Below are 18613 nucleotides of genomic sequence, written 5' to 3'. Positions count from 1 at the left end.
AAAAACAGGATATAATATCAATAATGCCATCAGAAATTGAGCATACCGCTTCTGTCTCCGCCGGAATGAGGTCTACCGGGATTGTCGGTCTTGATTTTCAGCTCGGAGGCGGTATACCAGTGGGGAAATCCTTAATTGTATTCGGCAGTCCTCTTTCGGGATGCGAACTGTTTGCCGAACAGTTCTGGCTTGCCGACAAGTCAAAAAAAAGTACATACCTGATGATTGACAGTACGCCGAAGGAAGGGATGACCGGTTCTTCTGTTATGAACCCTGATGATATGGCAGCTGAAATTAAAGGGGAATGGGTTGTTGTTGATTCCCTCTCCACAATAATTTTAAAATATGGTATTGAAGCTGCAGTTTCTTTTATTGACCATGGCATAAAGAGTATAACCGAAAAAAACGGAAATGTGCTCTTTGTCCTGTACAGTGGTATTCACACTCCTGAAGAGGTGATGAAGGTAATACGGCGCTCTGATATTTTTATTACATTGTCAGGTTCCTTTCATGGGAATGAAATAGAAAGAAATCTTACCGTGAATAAAATTTCAGGGCAGGACGTCCCGAAAAGAGCATATCCTTACGACATTATGTCGTGGGGAATAGAACTTTCGACAACAGGAAGAGTCATTTAAAAAAATAATCTTTTTTTATCTTCTATTTTTTTTAGTTTGACTTCCGGTGTGGATCTTTGAGAGACAGTGCATGTCTTTCTATCAGGTACCATGATGCAACTGCAGCCGGTATCGAAAATGTATATGACAGTATTATCATTGAGGGTATTTCTATGTCAGGTAAAAAGTGGATAATTGTCTGCTGAATCGGGTATGCATAGATGAAAAGGCCAAAGGAAAAATCCCCGTATTTTCCGAAACGGTTCAGTCTTTTTGTCGGAAGCTGGGCGAACCAGATTACGGTGTATGGTACAGCGATGAACGCAAATGCAAACATAAACGGTGAGCCGTACGACAGTATTACAAAAACCCACAGGATAAATACAAAAGCCGGGTGATACCTGATTTTATTCCTGTTCATGTAGAGGTACGCGCCTGTAAAAAAATACATAGCAAAGCGTATTTTGTTTAATGCAGGATTGTCATACCATAATACCCATAACAGAAACGTTATCGCCATAAACGGTATCATAGACCTTTTTTTTGAAAGAATCCCAAAAATTCCCGCCACTGCAACAACTGCATAAAGGAAGAATTCAAAGGGTATTGCCCAGAGGGGAGCGTTTACGTATGTTACAGGGTTTTCGGGGAACAGCCCGAGCACAGAGCCGTTGATATAAAATGGAACCGACAGCCATGTCAGGGGACTTAGAAGCCTTGAGAAGTACTCATGAAGACTTAAACTGGTTACAACCGGCCCGATGAAAAATATTATGAACACTATGGATGCTATAAGACCTGGAAATATTCTTAATCCGCGTTTTTTAAAGAATATCTTCAAATCGGGTTTTCTTTCCCAGCTCCCTGGAATAAGGTATCCGCTTATTGCAAGAAGGACCGCAAGACCAAGCTGACCTACTAGGAGGTGCCAGTCGAAGATGAATATATTGGCATACCCCAGAATCAGTGCAAAAGAGTGTGAAAATATTATAAGAGATGCGGCAAAAAACCTTAAAAAATCAAAGTTGTTTGTAAATCTTGCATTCATGCAGAAAACTCTGGTTTATTTGCACTTTGATTATTCAAAAATTATTCGTTTAGATTTCGGCGGACTTCTCCGGCTGCTTCCACCATATTCTTCAGTTTTTTGAACGCAACGTCTCTTTTATGCATCCTGAGACCGCAGTCCGGGTCGATAAGAAGTTTTTCAGGCCCGAAAATTTCAATTCCCTTTTCGATTCTTGCTTTTATCTCATCAACAGTGTCTATTTCAGGAGATGTAGAGTCAACAGCGCCGAAACCTATCTGTTTCCCTGAAAACTCTTTTTTGGAGACTGTCTCCAGGTTTTCCGGGTTGCATGAAAATTCCAGATCTATTATGTCAACCGGCATTTTGATTATGCTGTCAATGACTTTTCCTATGTCACCGCATACATGAATGCATGTAGGAACTCTCAGGGCGCCTGTTATTGCGCTGACAGCCTGGTATGCTGTTCCCATGTCGGCGATACCTGTTGAAAGTATGGGTTCGTCAATCTGGAAGATTGCAATTCCGAGAGACTCCAGATTCAAAGCTTCCTTTGCAATAATCTGTGCAAGATCAAGAATAAGTTCATCCCTGCTCCTGTAAAGCGGAGTGTCTATCTTAAGCGCATGGGATATTGTGGACGGGCCTGCAAGCATAGCCTTGACTTTGTTGTGCCTGGAGACAGCGTATTTTGTGTCTTCAGCGGTCATAGGCTTTAGGGGTGGCTGAATTACCCCTTTTACCTTCTGGTCGCGGATTCCGGGGATCTGGGATGTAAGAGTGGTTATCATGTCACCTCTTACCTGTCCTGTGGAAATTATGTCTATCCCGGATTTTATCTGGTCGCCTACGGCGGTTTCAAGCGCCTGCCTGTATGGGTCCAGAAATGACTTCAGCCCCTTTGATTTTACGGCAGGATAACTGCCTACGACTGTTGTGGGAATAATCTTATTTATGAGTTTCATGGTGTGACTCTGTGCCTGTCGCGCGGGAAGAGTACCGCTTCTCTGATGTTTGGCAGGTCAAGCATCGTCATGATAAGACGGTCCATACCTACTCCCCATCCTGCATGAGGCGGCATCCCATACCTGAAAGGCTTTAGGTAGAATTCAAAGCTCTCAGGTGATAAGCCTTTTTGCTTAATCTGCTCTACGAGGAGGTCATACTGGTGAATACGCTGTGCCCCGCTTGAAAGCTCCATTCTCGGGTGCATCATATCAAAGGCCTTACAGATTTTCGGGTCGTCCTCGTATGGCATGGCGTAATATGGTTTTATTGAGGTGGGCCAGTCCGTAATGAAGTAATGTTCACCCATCTCTTCTCCTATTGCGCGCTCTGCGGAAGTGGAAAGGTCATCACCGTATTTTATGTCCTCATTAGTTGATACTGCTGCCATGTCTATTGCTTCGGCATATGTTATCTTCGGGAAGTTTTTGCCCGGTACCTTTAAGTCAACGCCCAAAGTTTCGATTGCATCGGTGCAGTTCTTATCTACATATTCGTATGCAGCAATAATGACATCTTCAAGAATTTTCATTACGTCATTGTGGTCTGCAAAAGAGATTTCCGCATCTATTGATGTAGCCTCGTTGAGGTGTCTTGTGGTGTTGTGCTCTTCAGCCCTGAAAATAGGTCCGATTTCAAAAACTTTCTCGAAACCTGCGGCCATCATCATCTGCTTGTAAAGCTGAGGACTCTGGTTTAAAAATGCCTCTTTTTCAAAATATGCAATAGGGAAAAGTTCTGTTCCGCCTTCTGTTGCAGCTGCCACAATTTTTGATGTTGTGATATTTATATATCCTTCTTTGTAGAAGTATTCCGAAACAGCGCGTGTAACTGCGCTTCTCACCTGGAAGACAGCTGAAACCTTCGGTCGTCTGGCATCAAGGTACCTGTTGTCCAGGCGTGTATCCACTTCGGCAAGAACTTTCTCTGATACGTCCAGAGGCAGCGGAGTTTCGGCTTTACTTATGATTTCAAACTGCTCGGGGATTATTTCGCGTCCGCCCGGAGCTTTGTCGGATTCCTTGACTGTTCCGACAATTTTTACGACTGATTCACGTGAGACATCTTTTGCGGCCTCAAGTACAGCTTCAGGAGCTTTCTTTTTTATAATTGTTGCCTGTAAAAATCCGGTTCTGTCTCTTAAAATAAAAAATGACAGTCCTCCAAGGTTTCTTATCTCGTGAATCCATCCTATTACTTCTGCACTCTGCAATTCAGGTGTTACTTCTTTCAGTGGTATTCTCATAAAATATCTGCAATAGAGTGTGTCCTTAACTCTTATTTTTTTTTGTATATGATATTAAAAAATGAACAAAAAACATTCCGCCGGAATCGCGTCAGCATCAAAAAATGGATGTATTTAGGCAGTAGGTAAAATTTTTGGACTGGTCATCTGATTAGTGGCCTTTTTGAAAGGGTTATCCAGGATAAAAGAAAAATCTGGTAGTTAAACAGGGGAATCCTTATTTTCAACGGAAAAAAGTTCTGGTTTTAATTATTTTTTGGAGTTGCTAAGACCTACTTAAAGGTCTCTTCTCAGTAAAATGTTTTTGTAATAACATTATATTTGTATGGAAAAGTAATAACTCATGTTATAAGGTTATGTCATCGAATACGAATTTGTTCAGGCAGGCCGGTTTTGCGGCAGTTATAGTCCTTTTTTTTATCTCTGCAGTTTTCACGGCAGATGCAGCTGATAATTTAAGCGTATCAGGTTCCGCAAGCCCTGAAGGAAGTCTTGTATCAGGAGACATTGTTTCGTGCAATTACACTGTGGACTATGATTTTGAATCTGATGATGACTATCTTGAATTTTATACTGATCTTATTGATCCTACGTGGAAGTTTATTATATCAATAGACGGCACAGAGCAGGAAAAATCAAAGCTTACGGGCCGTTATGAAACAATCAGTGGATTTGAACTTTATTACCCGAAGGCCTACAATACTTATGTAAGGGTCATACTAAAGGGAACTGTTCCGTCTGTTGCCTCGACGGCAACCTATAATGTTCTGGAAGTCTCGCAGTATAACGGAATTGGTGAACTTGAGTCGTCGGCTGAAATACATAAGATCTTTTTGAATCCGTCTGACCTGTCTTCTATTCAGTCCGAAACTGAAACAAAGCTTTCCAGCCTGAAGGCAGAAATAGACAATCTGGAAAGTAACGGTGTATATACTTCATCCGCAGAAGAACTGTATTCCAAAGCCCGTACGATGGTAAAAACTGCAAAGAATTCTTCCTTGTCGAAGCAAAATGATCTGCTGTCCTCTGCTGCGTCATATATAACTGAAGCTGAAACTCTTCTTGATATCTTCTGGACAGAATCATCACTTAATACTGCGCAAATAAAGACAGGTTCTCTGGATTCAATAATCACCTATTTTGATTCACAGAGTAGTGTATCCGGTGATTCGCGTCTTGTTGTCGTTAAGTCATGCAACGATAACGCAAAGACTCTCCTTGTCCTTGCGCGGGAGAAGTCTTCTGATTCAGACAACTCTTCTGCACGTGATTACGCAGATCAGTCCGAAAGCAAGGCGAATGAGGCATACAGCTATGCGGTTGAAATTAATGATGACCTTGGCCTTAATGCGCCTGTTGATGATGATATCTGGAAGTCCTCTCCCGGTACATCTATGCCGTCACCTTCAGTTTCACCATCTGTAACAGTTACAGCAACTGCAACCTCTTCATCAGGAATATTGTCTTCAGTTAATCTTTCTGACGTTGGTATTGGTACCGGGGACTCTGACGATCTGGATTCCCTGCTGCATTCAGAGGTAAATCTGGGCAGTTTTTTAAAAATTATCGATAAAGTGTATGATCTTCTGGTTGAAGCGTTCGATTACATCAGCGGCCTAATATCATCTGTTTCTAATTCCTGATGCATGACATAATCTCCCATGCCAGTGATTCAGCACCTGCTGCAGAGTCAAGGCTTGTGTTGAGACGCACTGACCCGGGGATTTCATCAGCCTCTCTTATGTCCTGGATGAGGATATCTGAAAAAGATCTTAAATTTGAGACTGTTTTCATATATGAAGGATATTTTTCGGGAGAGTAGTCTGCAGGAACTTTTGGCAGTAAAGAAACGACAAACATTTTGTCCAGTAATTTTGTAAGGTTTCTGCATGCAAGAACCGGAAAAACAGTTGTGTTCATTCTTCCGGGACCTATAATAACAGCTTCGCTGGAATTTATTGCATCTTCGGCTGAATCTGAAAGTACAGGAGTTTTTTTACAGTCAATTTTAACTGAGGACCTGAGGTCTGAATCGCAATCGTCATCGTATAACCGCCTGAATTCAGTCATTGTGAGCAGTTCACGATCAATTTCGGCATATGCTGAATATCTGCTGTCTGTTGCAGGAAGAATGGAGGATGTGATATTAAAATACTTACATATCTGTTCTGTTGACTGCGTAATACTTCCGCCGTTTCTGAGAATGTTGCTCCTTACAATGCACATTGCACGCTCCTTGTCACCGACAGGTAAGACGTTGCAGTCTCCTGATATCTTTTTGATTAAATTTGATGTGGAATAAGTATCCCCCTTTATGCCTTCCCACTGACCTGTATTCAGGTTTCCTGAAAAAAGATGTATTATATTATCCAGAGACGGACAAAACAGGTTTCCTTCTGTCCATACACTGTCCGAAGTACCGGCTATAACAGTAATCTCGTTGTCATACAGAAGATTTCTGAACGCCCTGATAAGTTTTAGTGAACCTTTTCCTCCGGGTATGAAGGTAATCATTTGCAGCATTAAATCTGTCTTTTAAACATTAAAGCGGTTCTGATAAAATACCAATATAGCTTAAAAATCAGTGTTTCTATAAAAAGTATTGTAATTTATTTTATTCAGTCATCCTGTAATTTTCGTCCATGCATCCGAGTGTATTTAGTGAGTAATACCTGATGAAAGTTACAAACGGGACACTTATTAAAAGGGCGACCGGGATAAGGCATATTATGAAAATTATAAGCAGGGTAATAAGCGCTGAAGTTGCAAAAAATTCTGATGAAAATCCGATTGTAAACAGTGCTATGACAAAGAAGGGGATTGCTAATACAACAGCGGCTATCATAATGGCTATCAGCATGAGTATTGAAACAATAACCGCAAGAATAACCCTCATTATAAGGTATACTATAGTCTGTCCCCAGCCTGATTTCATTATAGTCCAGCATCTTTTCCATCCATCTATGACGCCGCATTTGTCCTTAAGCATTATAGGCACAACGAAATCGATGGTAAAAAGCATAATTATCATAAAGGGAATGCAGATCAAAAACAATGCCAAAAAGAACATAATAATAGCAGTCAGACTTGTAAATGAAAGCTCTGTTACTACTCCTGCGAAGAGTGAAACAACTGCTGCAATAATTATTAAAACCAGTATTACACCCATTGCAATCTGAAATCCAAACAGCCTGGCTCCTCTCCCGAGGTTTGACTTAAAATATTTTCTTATTGCAAACTCCTTACTTGAAAGGCAATCCACAAACAAAAACTGGAAGACACTTGATATATATGCTATTATCAGGGCAAATATTATAATTGCAGCAACTATTGCCAGAATTACAGGGAGATGATCCATGAAAGTATTTGCTCCGGTTGTTGCCTGAAAAGGGAAATTTTCGGTCCCCGTTGTAAAAGGGTTGAAGGAGAAAAACCCCCCTGTAAATAGTGATATTAGTGCAATCCGGAGCCAGATGCCCTTTTTGAAAGGCCAGAGCAGTGATTTTGTCCTGTCAATAGCCGTATCAATGCTGCTGAATGCATAATAGTCTGACATGTAATAGTAACCTGCAAATATGTATAATATAAATATAGAGGTCAGATTAATTCCCTGACTTCTTTAATAATATTCTCCGCAAGACTTTTGCTTATATTTTCATTTAGCATAAGGGTATCAAATTTGACTGCACCTTCTATTGTCTCGCTGTCTCTTATGTCCTGTATGAACAGGTCTGTAAAATCCCTGTAAAGTGAATATGCACCTTTCGAGTTAGAAGGAATATTCCATGCGTCCATCAGTTCCTTCGCAGGACCGCTTACAGGTTTGTCCCCTATAAACGGGCTTACCGCAACTACAGGCTTTTCCTTAAGACTTTGGATTATTCCACTGCATTCAAGAATAGGTGATATACTTGTAACAGGATTTGAAGGGCCTACGATAATCAGGTCGGACTGTTTTAAGGAACTTAATGCATCATTTGTAGCTATCGGACTGATTTTAAAAGTTCTTTTTATTTTCCTAATCCCGATATTGGCCCTGTGTTTCACCCAGTACTCCTGGAAGTGAATCAGACCTTTTTCGGTCAGAATATTTGTCGTTATTTCAGTATCGCACATTGGAAGTATGTTTGCGGAAACTCCCAGACGTCTGCACAGTTCACTGGTTGCTTCTGTAAGAGTCTTTCCTTCCCTCAAAAGCCTCCCTCTTGCAATATTCACTGCCCTGTCTTTGTCTCCAAGCGTTAAGTATACATCTTCGCCTAGACTTTTAAGAAAGTCGTTTGTGACTGTGGTATCGCCTTTAATGCCCCACCATCTGTCGGTGTCAAGCATTCCCGAGAAAAGGTACATCAAAGTATCTATGTCGGGAGAAAGGTGGCTGCCGTAAATCCACATATCCTCTGCCGTATTGACTATGACGGAAATATCCTCATCATTTAGGATTTTCCTGAATCCCCTGATAAGTTTGGGAGTCCCGGTACCTCCGGAAAGAAATGTAATCTTCATTGTCTTTTTTTTAAAGCTTATAATAGATATATCCATCAGAAATGAAGGTATAAAAAACAAAAAAGGCCTTCTGCCATTACCGGAACAAGGGACCGGACAGAATGGACATATTTTTTGCTGGTGTCTTGTCTGATAGTTAGTTATAGAATAAATTTTTGGCTTATAGTGACAAATTCTTGTAATAAACAGCCGTAATGAAGTCATGATTTCAGTGACTGAACCATAAAATGGCAGGGGCAATACCTAATGAAGATAATTAAAGACCCGGTACACGGTTACGTTGAAGTTGATGAGAGTATTATTCCGCTTCTTGACTCGCAGCCTGTGCAGAGGCTGAGATACGTAAAACAGCTGGGTTTTTCAAGTCTTGTCTATCCGGGCGCGAATCATACGCGTTTTGAACATTCACTCGGGACTATGCACCTCGCCCGTTTAATGAGTATGAGTCTCGGTCTTTCTCCTGATGACGTCCTGCTTGTTACAGTTTCCGCACTTCTTCATGATATCGGTCACGGGCCGTATTCTCATGCAACGGAATCACTGATGCAGAAATATCTCGGGAGGAGTCACCAGGAAATAGGGGATATTATAAAAAAAAGTTCCATATCCGGGGAACTTTCACTTCTTGGTCTTTCCCCTGACGACGTATGTTCAATGGTTACCGGGCAGCATCCACTGTCAGGAATAATTCACGGGGACCTGGATGTAGACAGGATGGATTATCTCTTAAGGGATGCGCATTACACAGGAGTTCCTTTCGGAACGGTTGATGCCCACAGGCTCATAAGAAGCACCACTCTGACTGAAAACGGTCTGGTTTTAAAGGAAAACGGAATCCATGCCGCCGAATCTCTTTTGATTGCAAGGACTCTGATGCGTCCTGCGGTTTATTTCCACCATGTAAGCAGGATTGCGGAGGCCATGGTGAAATTTGCTGCACAAAAGCACATTGAGGCGACTTCTACGGAAAAACTGAACGAACTTCTTCGCATGAATGACAGTGAGTTCTATATGGAGCTTTTAAAGTCCCCTTGCAGGCTTACTTCAGAGATGATAAAAGACCTTTACAGCCGGAAACTGTACAAAAGGGCTTTGTATACCGGAATGGATCAGGTCAGGTTTTCCTCCATACAGAGACTGATAGACCTTAAGGACGAAAAAAGCATAGCCAAATCCGTTTGCGAAGCTGCCGGGACCGGTGAATCCGATGTTCTTGTAGATATTCCGCCTATTCCGTCCCCTATATCAATTGAGGTTTCGGTCAGAAACCACAACAACCTCGTCTCACTTGAAAAGCTGTCACCTCTTATGGCAACTTTAAACGAGACCCGAAAAAGCCAGTGGAGGCTTGGAATATATACTAAACCAGAATACAGAAAAGCCGTCGAACAGGCTGCATATGATGTGCTTAACATCGAAAAGCTGACAAAGCAGGATAAACTGGTGCTGTGAGCTTTTATGCATAAGTTTATTTGGAGTTGGCGGGCAATTTGCAGGTTTGTTATGCGTGGAGAATATTATCATCCTGTTTTGAGAAACAGAGATGTTAAATATAACAATTTTCTCTGAGGACTATTAAATGAAAAGATATGTTATTGCCGTAACAGGTGCAAGCGGGATGATATATGCAAGACGGCTACTTGAAATATTGTCAGGAAAAGCCGAATTGCATGTAATAATCTCCAGAATAGCAAAAGAGATAGCAGAATATGAACAGGTGAATCTTAACGGCTTTAATGCTGTTTATGTAGATGAAGACAATCTTTTTGCCGACATTGCAAGCGGGTCTTTTCTCTATGACGGCATGGTTGTAATTCCGTGCAGCATGAAAACGCTTGCGGCGGTTAATGCAGGTTTTTCCGATAATCTTATAACAAGAGCTGCCGACGTATGCCTGAAAGAGGGAAGAAAATGCATCCTGATGCCGCGGGAAATGCCCCTTTCAAGAATTCATCTTAAAAACATGCTTTCTTTAAACGAAGCGGGTGCAACTATTATGATGATGTGCCCCGGATTTTACAACAGACCGAAGACTATAGATGATCTTGTTGATATGGTTGTTGCAAGAGTCCTTGATCACCTTGGAGAGGAGAATGATCTTGGAAACAGGTGGAGTGGTTACTGATGCGTGAATTTATTCAGAAGATGAGAGATGCCGGGCTGGTTGAAGATATAGAATATGAGGTATCCTCTTTATACGAAGCGCCGAAGATTGCCTCTAAGACAGGCAAGCTTGTATTTTTTCACAAGCTTGACGGTGATAAACGCGGTGTCATGAATGTCACTGCGAGCAGAAAGGCGCTTTCAGTGGCATTTGGCTACGACGAAAGGGATATAGTAAGAAAACTTTCTGAAGCTCAGTACAACGGTGTCTGCGAAAAGAAGGGAGATATCAGTATGCACCCGCCTGACCTGTTCTCTCTTCCGGTAATGAAGCACTTCCCGAAGGATGCAGGAAGATACCTGACGTCAGCTATTGTGTTTTCAGAGTACGGGGGTGTTTCAAACGCATCAATACACAGGATGCTTGTACTTGACAGAAATCACCTTGCGGCAAGGCTTGTTGAAGGAAGGCATACACATACTCTCTTGAAGGCCGCACTCTCTAAAGGAGAGAGGCTTCCTGTTGCAATTACGATAGGGACCCATCCCCTTGTAACTTTTGCAGCATGCACAAGAGTTCCTGAAGGAAAGGAGCTTTCATTTGCAGCCGAGCTTATGGGAGAAAATCTTTCCGTATATGAATGCTCTAACGGCGTAAAGGTTCCTGATGCAGAAATTGTGCTTGAGGGATATATTTCATCAGAAAAAACGGATGAGGGGCCGTTTGTTGACATAACGGGAACATATGACCCTGTAAGACCTGCGCCGGTAATAGAAATTACCGGAATGCATATGAAAAACGATCCAATCTTCCATGGTATTCTGCCCGGAGGAAAAGAGCACAGGCTTCTTATGGGCATGCCTTATGAGCCCAAGATATACAGGTATGTAGCCGGGGTTACGACAGTAAAAAATGTCTCACTTACAACAGGCGGGTGCGGCTACCTTCATGCTGTCATCCAGATTAGGAAAAATACGCAGGGAGATCCCAAAAATGCTATAATGGCCGCTTTTGCAGCGCATACATCTCTTAAACACGTTGTTATCGTGGACGATGACATCGATATATACGACATGGAGGATGTGGAATATGCCATTGCAACGAGGGTACGCGGCGACGAGGACATAATGGTGATAAAGGGAGTGAGGGGCTCTTCCCTGGATCCGTGCCGGATAGGTGACGGGATGAATGTCAAGGTAGGCGTAGATGCCACTATGGTAATGGGAAGGGAAGACGAGTTTAAAAGAGCGGAATGGGATGACTGAGGATGTATCTTGACAGCGAGGATGAAAAAGTTCTCAACGGTGAATACGGGCAGACACGCCAGAAGATGATGGAGATACTTGTCGCACTGGGAAAAGTTTTCGGTGCAGAAGACCTTGTACCGGTTTCAAGCGCACAGGTCAGCGGCGCTTCATACAAGACAATAGGTGAATGGGGCCTTGAATGGCTGAACAATCTTGATGCACGGGTTGTTGTCCCTTCTGTTTTAAACCCAATTGGGATGCCCCGGGAGAACTGGCGTGACATTGGTATTTCAGTTGAATTTGCGGAAAAGCAGAACGCCGTTATAAAAGCCTACAAAAGACTTGGAATAAAAATGGAGTGCACATGCACCCCGTATTACCTGAATATTACAAATTACGGTGATCACGTTGCATGGTCAGAGTCATCAGCCGTGTCTTACGCAAATTCCGTAATCGGTGCAAGAACCAACAGGGAGGGAGGGCCGTCTGCCCTCGCCGCTGCAATGATAGGAAAGACACCTAACTACGGTCTTCATCTCTTCAAAAACAGGATGCCTGAAATAACGGTTGAGGTGGAGAAAGGAGACGGGGAATATTCGTCCCATTATGGTGCTATAGGCTATCTTGCAGGAAAAGCCGTAGGAAACAAAATTCCTTTGGTTACCAATATAAGACCCTCGAGAGACCAGCTGAAAGCCCTTGGCGCTGCGATGGCGGCTTCGGGGGCAGTGGCACTGTATCATGTCGGGGGGATAACCCCGGAAACAAAGCTTCCTGCATTTTCTGTAAAGGGCTCCGAAAAAATCGTTATAGAGCAGTCGGAAATAAAAGAGCTTTTCAGTGACATTGATGTGGACGCGGTTGCAATAGGCTGTCCGCACTGCTCCCCTGATGAACTTGCAAAAGTCGCCTCTCTTCTTGAAGGAAGAAAAACAAGTAAAACTTTCTATGTCTTTGTTTCAAAGGGTGTTAAAAGTTCAAATCCGGAATATGTAAGTAAAATAGAAAAAAGCGGTGCAAAGGTTGTTGAGGATACCTGTATAGTTGTTTCTCCAGCAATGGACAAATTTGAGACCGTGATGGTTGATTCGGGCAAAGCCTTTGCATATGTTCCGAATATGTGCGGGTGCAATGTCCGTATAGGGACCCTTGAGGAGTGCGTTAGAGAAGCTACCTCATAAAGAGGGTATTTTTTTAATAATCGGGTATATCTTCCGAATTAATATTGTATACTTTTGCAAAGTGATCCGGGTAATATCTCATCTTTGCGATCCTCAGGCCGTCCACTCCGAGGTCTGATTCCCTGTTTATGTATTTGTATTTTCCAAGTGCTGTTTTTGCAGTCTCATTAGTAATAACCTTATAGTTTCCCTCGCAGTCAGGCAGACCTTTTTCGTAGTGGACTACAATTGTTTCAGGATTTAGTTCTTCATATACTGATATTGCGCTGATATTTCCGTCCACAACAAGCATAAGTCCAGAAAGTTTTAGTTCTGCAAAATGATTTACCGCATATACTGTTGCATCTTTTTCATGGTTTAGGATAGGGTTTTTTTTGCACTGTTTCCATTCGCACCATTTAACCAGAAATTCGTTTATGTCATCAATCGACTCTTCCGTTATTTTTTCAACCGTGTAGTTGCAGTTCTTTTTGAAGTGGTTTATCTGCTTTCTTATGCTGAGAAATTTTTTTCCAGGCAGTTTTGACAGTGTTTCGGTATCATAAACATATTCATAGTAGTCCCTGTCAGGAGACATTCTGATGTCCGGTGAAATTTCAAGAATGTCATTTTTCATTTTTTCATCGAATATCTGGTAGGCAAGTCTGTCTCCGTGCTTTTTTGCAAGGCTTAGTGTATCTTTTAAAAGTTTACTGTCATATGTCCCGAAGGGACCTCTGAAAGATATTTCGTTCTCAATAGTACTGGAGATGATAACCGCCCCGTTTATTTTGCAATATTCATATTCGGCGTAATCATTCCAGCAGACCATATTTGTAAATGTGTTGTCACTGTGACATGTCGGATACTTTGAATAGAAGGACTTAAAAAAATCATGGTCTTTAAGCGTAACCGGCTTAAAATCATTTATATCGAGCATAAAATTTCAGTTCCCGTAAATCATTGGAGTATGATCTTTCATAACAGAAAAACCTTCAGATTTATAAAAATTCTCGGTATCAGGTTCTGCTATAAGCCCTATCCATGTGAGGCCCCCGGATCTGGCCTCTTCAACCAGTGAATTCAGAAGTTTTCTGCCTATGCCCTTTGAGCGAAAATCTTTTTTTATGACAAGATCCTGGATATAACCGTCTGAGACTCCGTCTGAGATGATCCTGCCCATCCCCACGGCAGTTTTAGTTTTCATGTCAATGGCGATGGCAAATATGAAACTGCCTTTGATTAAATCGCTGATGCCGTCAGATTTCCAAGACTCATCCCACCATTTTCCTTCCCTGTAAAGATTTACGATCTCATCTTCGGGCCAGTCTTTTACAAACCGGACTTCTATCTCGCAAATATCACTCATTTTATCAGTGCCAGCAGTTATTCTGTTTTTTGCTATTGTTATAATAATTGCATTAAATGAAGCCTGCCTTTGTAACAACAATTGTTATACCTGACTGACTCTAAACGTTCATTTGAACAGCCAGAAATAATTATTATGCGGGATAATTTATTCTGGAGTACATAAAACAGTTCAGGCAGTGATAATGTGGGAATAGACAAAAATGCGGACTCGGCTCTTCTTGTTCTGGGCTGTCCTCAGGTTCCTGTTCAGACTACGGTGGTTCTTTATATTGCATCCAGACTGAAGAAGGCAGGAATAAAAACAGTAATTGCGGGGACACCTTCTGCAGGAATGCTTATAAAATACGCGGATTATGACGGATACTATGTAGACGAGGTAAAGGATCTTGATGCGATTATCGATCTGATTACGGAGAAGGATGTTTCATATCCTTTGTGCTTTGTATTTATCCATAATGATGCAGGTATATCCTATGCCGCAACGATGAATTCAGTAATGAAGTCTGTAATCTATCCGGTCATTTTCGGAAAAAATGCCGAGGAATTGTCTGGACAGATTGATTTTGAATGCGAGAAAATATCTGCTGTAGCTGTTCATAACCCCAAACCATTAATAAATGCTGTTAACAGGGTGATAAAATGGGATGCCTAGAGAAACTTCCATATGAAGTAATACTGAGAAACTCAAGTTTTTCAGAGTGCAGGGATTATGTGAAGGAAAACTTCAGGGAAATTTATACTGTGCCACCTGGGTACAAAATCTTTGATGTGCATATAATAGGAGTCCCCCCTGTAACAATTGGTGTTGAAGGAGATACAATTGTTTTTCCATATACAAAACCCTGTCATGGTACTTTTCTTGTGAAGGTAAAAAGTGCTGATGAGGCGTTAAAAATCCGCCAGAACTCTTATAAAAAATCACAGAAAAAATGAATTTTCTCTCTGTTTTGTCTGTCGCGGCCAGTCTTGCAATGGACTCTTTTGCAGTATCACTTTCCGCAGGTACTGCCTGTACATACGGCAAGTATAAACCGGCTGCCCTTGTCGGGGCGGTTTTTGGTTTTTTTCAGGGATTTATGCCGGTTTTGGGATGGTTATCCGGGATTTATTTTGCAGGACTGGTAAACGCCTATGCACCGTATATCGCTTTTGTCATTTTATGTATCATTGGAATAAAAATGATTGAAGAGGGATTTTCAGGAAAAGAAGAAAAAAGAGTCACAGGACTTGACAAAAAAATGTCTCTCCTGATTATGCTTGGAATTGCAACAAGTATCGATGCACTTGCAGTGGGTGTATCTCTGGCTTTTTTGGAGGAGTCTATATTAGTTCCGGCAATAGTAATAGGCCTGTTCACTTTTGTTTTGTCTTTTTTCGGGTTCTTCACGGGGGATAAATTAGGTTCTTTTGCCGGGAAATATGCAGAAATCGCCGGAGGTATAATATTGATTGCTATGGGGTTCAAATTTTTGATTGAAGCTGTTTTTATCTGATTTTTTTATTTCACTTTTTCTTTTATATGCCCAAAACTGTTGTGAATGCGTTTGAGTAGATGTATGATAGTACAGGTACTGCTACTATAAAAGCGAGTGAAAATGACAAAAAGAAAATTTCTTTATTGGTTAGTTTTTTTGTCCCTACATGAAGATATGAGTCCTTGCTGTAACCACGGCAAAGCATACTCAGGTATGTCCTTTCGCCCTGTTCATATGATCTTATAAACATTGTTCCGACAGCATATGCAATGGTTTTAAGCCTGTATTTATAGGGAAGGTTCCTGTCGAAGGCGTTGAAAAATCTTGTGTCGAAAACATTTTTCATTTTTCCGAGGATGTCAGCAAATACAAACAGATAGCGAATCATAAGGCCGATTACCAGTGCAAACTCTGACGGAAGTCCGAGTCTTCTTGCTCCTGTAAGGAGGTCCTGCATTGTCGTTGTTGAGGACAAAAGTATTATGAAGGATATGCATACTATGAACTTTATAAATAATATATATGCAAATTCAACAGATTCAGCATAGATATGAATATTGAGCGGCAGGGTAACCAGCGGGGTAAACGTTGTGTAGTGGCTGTTTTCAAAGAAAATCTGGAAAAAGATAATAAAAAATCCGAATGGAAGAATTAACACAACTCTTTTCAGGTAAGAAGATATTGAAATACCGGAAAAAAGCCAAAGAACTGTAAAAAAAATTAAAAACAAGACTCCTGGTATTATGACGTCGGTCGTATAGGGGTAGGCGACCATTGCAATTATTGCCGAAAACGCCAGTATAATCTTAATTCTTGCATCAAGGCTGTGTACAGGGCTTTTTCCCATTGCCTGTCTTTCAATGGAATAAATCTCTTCAATCATGGAATCTTACCAAAAGCTTTCAGAAACGCTTTTTCAGAGTCCTCAAAATTATAAGCCATGTCAATGTCAATCCCGTTTTTTTGGAGCATTCTTATAAGTTTTGGCAGTACAGGCACGTCAAGCCTGAGTTCGGACAGGAGGTCCTGCTGCATGAAGATTTCATGAGTTTTGCCCTGCGCCACAATTTGTCCTTTGTCCATCACGTAGATGTAATCGGCGATTTCTGATACAAGGTCAACGTGGTGCGTGGAGAATATAACAGTTATTCCGTAATCATCAGGGAGACGGTTTATGAAACTTACAAGATCAGAGACACCTTTTGGATCAAGACCCGCCGTGGGTTCGTCAAGAATAAGTATCTGGGGTTCCATTGCAAGAATTCCTGCAATTGCAACTCTTTTCTTTTCTCCTCCGCTCAGGTGATGGGGAGGTCTGTCCCTTAGGTTTTCGATATCAAGGATTCTGAGAACTTCACTTACCCTGTGTTCTATTGTTTTATCATCAAGACCAAGATTTGTGGGTCCGAAAGCAATGTCCTGTTCCACTGTTGGAGAAAATATCTGGTCATCTGAGTTCTGGAAGACTATTCCCACAAGTTTTCTGATTTCCTTTATATTTGACTTCGATACCGGTTCTCCGTGGATTAAAACTTCTCCTGATGTTGGTTTTAATATACCGTTCAAGTGCTTGAATAAAGTACTTTTTCCGGCACCGTTTGCACCAATAACAGCTATACGCTGTTTACGCCCTGCTATAAAATTCACATCTTTCAATGCAGTAATTGAGTTATTGTACCGGTATGTGAGACTGCGGGTTTCGATAAGGTGCATAGCAAAAAAATAGGTTCTTTAAGATTTTGATGTTTTTGATGTGACTGCCCAAGTAACGCCAAGAATCAGTGCAAAGGTTATAAGTATACCAACAATCAGTGCAAATATCTGTCCGGCAGTACCTGATCCCTCCAGTGCATAATCCGGAAGCGGAGAACTGTATTCAAATGTTCCCAGCCCTATAACTTCTGCGTCACCGTCTTCCGGGGAAGCACCTGTAAGGGTTTTTTCTCCCTGCACAACAAAAGCCGTGCTCTCAAGTCCGTCAGGGTCACCTGATGCAGCAAATACTGCTATGACTCCGATTATAAGTGCCACAATAAGTCCGGCAATCATGAAGGTCTTGTTGTCAATCAAGCCGGAGCACCCCCTGAAGGCGTTTCTATATTAATCAGGTCAGGTCTTGTCGAATGAATCAGGTAAATTGCAACTGCTGTAATGACTCCTTCTATTATTCCTATTGCGGCGTGGTAAGTCCCCATTGCTATAAGGCCGGGCACAAGCGGGAAAGTTCCAGCTATGTACATCTCTACGGCACATGCAAGTGCAGGGATAAAGCATGCCCACCATGCAGCTATTCCTGCTGAGACATAGCAGTTGCCGATTATCTTTCTGATTCCGGTGAAAGAATAGTATCCGACAAATCCCCCGATAACACCCATATTGATGATATTGGCGCCCATTGTTGTGATCCCTCCGTCACCGAATATAACTCCCTGAATTATGAGAACAATCGTTAGTATGAATACTGCCGCATAAGGGGATCCCAGTACAATTGCGGCCAGAGCACCGCCTACAAGGTGTCCGGATGTCCCCATTCCAACCGGCAGGTTGAATGCCTGTATAGCAAAAATTCCCGCTGCAAGAACAGCTATTAAAGGCATTTTCTCCTCATTCAGTTCGCTTCTTGCCCACTTAAGTGCAAGCGCGATAAAAATTATCGCAATAACCCAATATACCGCCGCCTGAGGCAATGGTATAAAAGCGTCAGGTATGTGCATGTTCCCTCAACTCGCATGAGAATGTGATGTGTTATGATATAAGTATTACTATGTGTTAATTGGATAATTGAACAAATAAAAATGTCTGGTAAATTGTATAATATCTATTATTAAAGGCAAATCGCATGAATATTGATATGA

General features: G+C 41.7%; 21 protein-coding genes. 9 read left to right on the top strand and 12 right to left on the bottom strand.

Translation table 11 applies throughout. The features are described from left to right. Nucleotides 1-23: 23 nt before the first annotated feature. Nucleotides 24-638: an ATPase domain-containing protein gene (locus J2128_RS04160; RefSeq protein ID WP_209689842.1), complete on the top strand. Its 615-nt coding sequence runs from the start codon at nucleotides 24-26 to the stop codon at nucleotides 636-638. A gap of 31 nt (nucleotides 639-669) precedes the next feature. On the opposite strand, the gene J2128_RS04155 is transcribed toward J2128_RS04160, so the two are convergent. The 3 genes from J2128_RS04155 to aspS are packed head-to-tail and all read right to left on the bottom strand — an operon-like array spanning nucleotide 670 to nucleotide 3895. Beyond that, nucleotides 670-1665 (bottom strand): acyltransferase, encoded by a 996-nt coding sequence (locus J2128_RS04155; protein WP_209689841.1) that lies wholly within the window; start codon nucleotides 1663-1665, stop codon nucleotides 670-672. 41 nt (nucleotides 1666-1706) lie between these two features. After that, nucleotides 1707-2609, bottom strand: coding sequence for a methionine synthase (locus J2128_RS04150; RefSeq protein WP_209689840.1), 903 nt, complete (start codon nucleotides 2607-2609; stop codon nucleotides 1707-1709). Beyond that, entirely contained in the window at nucleotides 2606-3895 is a 1290-nt protein-coding gene (gene aspS, locus J2128_RS04145) for an aspartate--tRNA(Asn) ligase (protein ID WP_209689839.1), read from the bottom strand. The genes J2128_RS04150 and aspS overlap by 4 nt, the downstream gene beginning before the upstream one ends. Nucleotides 3896-4251: 356 nt before the next feature. On the opposite strand from aspS, the gene J2128_RS04140 reads away from it, so the two are divergent. Then, the gene (locus tag J2128_RS04140) at nucleotides 4252-5538 is read left to right on the top strand and encodes a hypothetical protein (protein ID WP_209689838.1); all 1287 of its coding nucleotides are present in this window, start codon (nucleotides 4252-4254) and stop codon (nucleotides 5536-5538) included. Here the strand turns inward: J2128_RS04140 and J2128_RS04135 are convergent. From J2128_RS04135 to cofD, 3 genes are all read right to left on the bottom strand, one after another. Next, complete coding sequence (locus J2128_RS04135; RefSeq protein ID WP_209689837.1) at nucleotides 5528-6418, bottom strand: 2-phospho-L-lactate transferase CofD family protein; 891 nt, start codon at nucleotides 6416-6418, stop codon at nucleotides 5528-5530. The two genes, J2128_RS04140 and J2128_RS04135, sit on opposite strands and share 11 nt — an antisense overlap. 91 nt (nucleotides 6419-6509) lie before the next feature. Beyond that, the gene (locus J2128_RS04130) at nucleotides 6510-7451 is read right to left on the bottom strand and encodes a hypothetical protein (RefSeq protein ID WP_209689836.1); all 942 of its coding nucleotides are present in this window, start codon (nucleotides 7449-7451) and stop codon (nucleotides 6510-6512) included. Nucleotides 7452-7492: 41 nt separating this feature from the next. After that, a complete protein-coding gene (cofD, locus tag J2128_RS04125) occupies nucleotides 7493-8401 on the bottom strand; it encodes a 2-phospho-L-lactate transferase (protein WP_209689835.1) in 909 nt (302 codons plus the stop codon). Nucleotides 8402-8647: 246 nt separating this feature from the next. Here cofD and J2128_RS04120 point away from each other — a divergent pair, with 246 nt between their 5' ends. The 4 genes from J2128_RS04120 (at nucleotide 8648) to J2128_RS04105 (ending at nucleotide 12933) form a co-directional block, all read left to right on the top strand. After that, nucleotides 8648-9853: an HD domain-containing protein gene (locus J2128_RS04120; RefSeq protein WP_209689834.1), complete on the top strand. Its 1206-nt coding sequence runs from the start codon at nucleotides 8648-8650 to the stop codon at nucleotides 9851-9853. A gap of 127 nt (nucleotides 9854-9980) precedes the next feature. Next, nucleotides 9981-10526, top strand: a complete 546-nt coding sequence (locus J2128_RS04115; protein WP_209689833.1) for a UbiX family flavin prenyltransferase — start codon at nucleotides 9981-9983, stop codon at nucleotides 10524-10526. Beyond that, the gene (locus tag J2128_RS04110) at nucleotides 10526-11770 is read left to right on the top strand and encodes a UbiD family decarboxylase (protein ID WP_209689832.1); all 1245 of its coding nucleotides are present in this window, start codon (nucleotides 10526-10528) and stop codon (nucleotides 11768-11770) included. The genes J2128_RS04115 and J2128_RS04110 overlap by 1 nt, the downstream gene beginning before the upstream one ends. A 2-nt stretch (nucleotides 11771-11772) precedes the next feature. Continuing rightward, nucleotides 11773-12933: an aconitase X catalytic domain-containing protein gene (locus J2128_RS04105; RefSeq protein ID WP_209689831.1), complete on the top strand. Its 1161-nt coding sequence runs from the start codon at nucleotides 11773-11775 to the stop codon at nucleotides 12931-12933. A gap of 13 nt (nucleotides 12934-12946) precedes the next feature. On the opposite strand, the gene J2128_RS04100 is transcribed toward J2128_RS04105, so the two are convergent. Both J2128_RS04100 and J2128_RS04095 read right to left on the bottom strand, forming a co-directional pair. Further along, nucleotides 12947-13852 carry a DUF2156 domain-containing protein gene (locus J2128_RS04100; RefSeq protein ID WP_209689830.1) on the bottom strand — a complete coding sequence of 302 codons (906 nt, stop codon included), beginning with the start codon at nucleotides 13850-13852 and terminating at the stop codon, nucleotides 12947-12949. 6 nt (nucleotides 13853-13858) lie between these two features. Then, nucleotides 13859-14281 carry a GNAT family N-acetyltransferase gene (locus tag J2128_RS04095; protein WP_209689829.1) on the bottom strand — a complete coding sequence of 141 codons (423 nt, stop codon included), beginning with the start codon at nucleotides 14279-14281 and terminating at the stop codon, nucleotides 13859-13861. Nucleotides 14282-14467: 186 nt separating this feature from the next. Between J2128_RS04095 and J2128_RS04090 the strand changes: the two genes are divergently transcribed. Genes J2128_RS04090 through J2128_RS04080 form a run of 3 tightly spaced genes read left to right on the top strand, consistent with a single transcriptional unit; the run spans nucleotide 14468 to nucleotide 15776 of the window. After that, nucleotides 14468-14935, top strand: coding sequence for a DUF1890 domain-containing protein (locus J2128_RS04090; protein ID WP_209689828.1), 468 nt, complete (start codon nucleotides 14468-14470; stop codon nucleotides 14933-14935). After that, nucleotides 14923-15216, top strand: a complete 294-nt coding sequence (locus J2128_RS04085; protein WP_209689827.1) for a DUF1894 domain-containing protein — start codon at nucleotides 14923-14925, stop codon at nucleotides 15214-15216. The genes J2128_RS04090 and J2128_RS04085 overlap by 13 nt, the downstream gene beginning before the upstream one ends. Beyond that, the gene (locus tag J2128_RS04080; RefSeq protein ID WP_209689826.1) at nucleotides 15213-15776 is read left to right on the top strand and encodes a manganese efflux pump MntP family protein; all 564 of its coding nucleotides are present in this window, start codon (nucleotides 15213-15215) and stop codon (nucleotides 15774-15776) included. Before J2128_RS04085 ends, J2128_RS04080 begins: the two co-directional genes overlap by 4 nt. Nucleotides 15777-15798: 22 nt before the next feature. Here the strand turns inward: J2128_RS04080 and cbiQ are convergent, their stop codons facing one another. The 4 genes from cbiQ to cbiM are packed head-to-tail and all read right to left on the bottom strand — an operon-like array spanning nucleotide 15799 to nucleotide 18472. Further along, complete coding sequence (gene cbiQ, locus J2128_RS04075; RefSeq protein WP_209689825.1) at nucleotides 15799-16641, bottom strand: cobalt ECF transporter T component CbiQ; 843 nt, start codon at nucleotides 16639-16641, stop codon at nucleotides 15799-15801. Continuing rightward, entirely contained in the window at nucleotides 16638-17471 is an 834-nt protein-coding gene (locus J2128_RS04070; protein ID WP_209689824.1) for an ATP-binding cassette domain-containing protein, read from the bottom strand. Before J2128_RS04070 ends, cbiQ begins: the two co-directional genes overlap by 4 nt. Nucleotides 17472-17489: 18 nt before the next feature. Further along, nucleotides 17490-17828, bottom strand: a complete 339-nt coding sequence (locus J2128_RS04065; RefSeq protein ID WP_209689823.1) for a PDGLE domain-containing protein — start codon at nucleotides 17826-17828, stop codon at nucleotides 17490-17492. Further along, nucleotides 17825-18472 (bottom strand): cobalt transporter CbiM, encoded by a 648-nt coding sequence (gene cbiM / locus J2128_RS04060; protein WP_209689822.1) that lies wholly within the window; start codon nucleotides 18470-18472, stop codon nucleotides 17825-17827. The genes J2128_RS04065 and cbiM overlap by 4 nt, the downstream gene beginning before the upstream one ends. Nucleotides 18473-18613: the final 141 nt, after the last annotated feature.

It is taken from the genome of Methanomicrobium sp. W14 (genome assembly GCF_017875315.1).
Taxonomy (GTDB): domain Archaea; phylum Halobacteriota; class Methanomicrobia; order Methanomicrobiales; family Methanomicrobiaceae; genus Methanomicrobium.
This window is presented reverse-complemented; position numbering and strand designations above follow the sequence as displayed.